At 62.9% G+C, this 2,146-nt stretch carries 2 protein-coding genes; one reads left to right on the top strand and one right to left on the bottom strand.

All coding sequences use genetic code 11. The features are described from left to right. Positions 1-431: 431 nt before the first annotated feature. Complete coding sequence (locus TRIHO_RS17215; protein ID WP_068246528.1) at positions 432-650, bottom strand: DUF1127 domain-containing protein; 219 nt, start codon at positions 648-650, stop codon at positions 432-434. Between the two features lie 327 nt (positions 651-977). Between TRIHO_RS17215 and TRIHO_RS17210 the strand changes: the two genes are divergently transcribed. Continuing rightward, positions 978-2,048 (top strand): Mrp/NBP35 family ATP-binding protein, encoded by a 1,071-nt coding sequence (locus TRIHO_RS17210; RefSeq protein ID WP_068246526.1) that lies wholly within the window; start codon positions 978-980, stop codon positions 2,046-2,048. Positions 2,049-2,146: the final 98 nt, after the last annotated feature.

Genomic DNA, 2,146 nt, shown 5'->3' with positions numbered 1-2,146 from the left:
CCCTTAATCCGGTGTTTGACAGAACGGAGGCACCCCTCCTCCTCCCTGGGTGCCGCCGTTTCCTGTTTACCCCCTCCCCTTTTCGACCGGAACGATCCAACCTGAGCGATCCGACTTGCTGAGCGATCCGACCTGTGCGCCGCGCACAGGCGATTTCTCCCTGTCGGGTTCTCTCAGCGGGTTTCTCCCTGTCGGGTTCTCTCAGCGGGTTTCTCTCCGTTGATTTCTCTCTGCTGATTTCGCCCTGTTGATTTCGCCCAGTTGATGTGCCGCCGTTCTGTCAAACACCGGATTAAGGGAGGAGGAAATCCGGTGCATCTGGGTCCGGCTCAGGCCGGTATTAGGTGCGGTGGCATCAGGGAGGAGGAGGATGCCACCGCGTAGGACAGGCCCTTAAGGGAGGAGGAGAAAGGACCTGATCTCGGTTGTTCTTACTGTTTGCCGTAGGCGGCGTCCAAAGCGGCGCGCTTCAGCATGGAGCGGTTCAGCCCCAGGTCGGCCAGTTCGCGACCGCTCAGAGCGTTGAGCTCGTTCAGGGTCTCGCGGTAGACGCGGTATTGAGCAAAGCGGACGCGTGCGTTCTGGATCATCTGCGCGATGCCGGATACGGCAAAAGTGCTTTGTGCGTTGATCTGGTTGAGGGCTGCCATCGGTTCATCTCGCTCGTCTCTGTGTCGTCAGGGCCAGGTGCCCGTCAGTCTGTTTGCGTCTCTGTTGATCCTTAAGATAGACAATTGCTGCAAACGCACAATCCGGGAAATGGTCATTTCTGCTATGCAGCAAGTGCATGGGTCTATGGGATAATTTTCCACAACTGCCCAAAAGTCGCGCGATAAAATTCCCAATTGACGCCGCATTGGGCAACATTTGATCGCAGCGCCCGGCCTGTGGACAATTTGCCGCTTGGGTGACGCAAGGGCACCTCCTATATGCTGGGAGTGCATGTTTTTAGCGCAAACATAAAAGGGGACAGGATCATGGCTATCGACACTCAGGAGATTCGGGACGCGTTGGACCGTCTGGTCTTGCCCGACGGCGGCACGCTGTCCTCTCGCGACATGATCCGCGCCCTGAGCGTCGACGGCGGCGCCGTGCGATTTGTCATAGAGGCGCCCTCGCCGCAGATCGCCAGCCAGATGGAACCGCTGCGCCGCGCCGCCGAGGCGACAGTTGCGGCGCTGCCCGGCGTTGACAGCGTGTCGGTGGTCCTGACCGCGCATGGCCCGGCGGAAAAGTCGCCCGCCCCCAGTCTCAAGATCGGTGGCCACCCCAAGGCGCAGTCCGGTCCGATCAAACCCTCCGGTGTCAGCCGCATTCTCGCCATCGCCTCCGGCAAGGGCGGTGTCGGCAAATCCACCGTGAGCGCCAACCTCGCGGTGGCGCTGGCGCGGCAGGGGCGCAAGGTCGGGCTGCTCGATGCCGATATCTACGGACCCAGCCAGCCGCGGATGATGGGGGTGACCGGGCAGCCGGCCAGCCCGGATGGCAAGACGATCGAACCGCTGCAGGCCCACGGGGTCACTATAATGTCTATCGGCTTCATGGTGGAGGCGCGCAAGGCGGTGGTCTGGCGGGGGCCGATGCTGATCGGTGCGCTGCAGCAAATGCTGGGGCAGGTGAACTGGGGCGAACTGGACGTGCTGATTGTCGATCTGCCGCCGGGCACGGGGGATGTGCAGCTGACCCTCTGCACCAAGACGGAACTCTCCGGCGCGATTGTCGTCTCCACACCGCAGGACGTGGCGCTGCTCGATGCACGCAAGGCGCTTGATATGTTCAATACACTCAAGACACCGGTCCTGGGGCTGATCGAGAACATGTCCTTCTTTACCTGTCCCGATTGCGGCGGCACTCATCATATCTTTGGCAACGGTGGCGTCGCGGCCGAGGCGCGGGAGCTGGGCCTGCCGCTGCTCGGGTCCCTGCCAATTGATCTGGAGACCCGCCTTGCGGGTGACAATGGCACCCCGATTGCCGCCGGCGAGGGGCAGATGGCCGAGGCTTACGCGAAAATCGCCGCAGGCCTTGTTGCGGGCGGCATGGCCTGACGCGGACACGTCGCCAGCCGGGGCGCCGCCTGGCCCGGCCACCTGCCCATCACGGGGGCACAGGGTGGCCACGGGGCGGGCACAGGGCGGCCACGGGG

Source organism: Tritonibacter horizontis (assembly GCF_001518015.1).
Classification (GTDB): domain Bacteria; phylum Pseudomonadota; class Alphaproteobacteria; order Rhodobacterales; family Rhodobacteraceae; genus Epibacterium; species Epibacterium horizontis.
This window is presented reverse-complemented; position numbering and strand designations above follow the sequence as displayed.

Coding starts and splice junctions, on each gene's coding strand:
- TRIHO_RS17215 (WP_068246528.1), bottom strand. CDS start 650: ATGGCAGCCCTCAACCAGATCAACGCACAAAGCACTTTTGCCGTATCC.
- TRIHO_RS17210 (WP_068246526.1), top strand. CDS start 978: ATGGCTATCGACACTCAGGAGATTCGGGACGCGTTGGACCGTCTGGTC.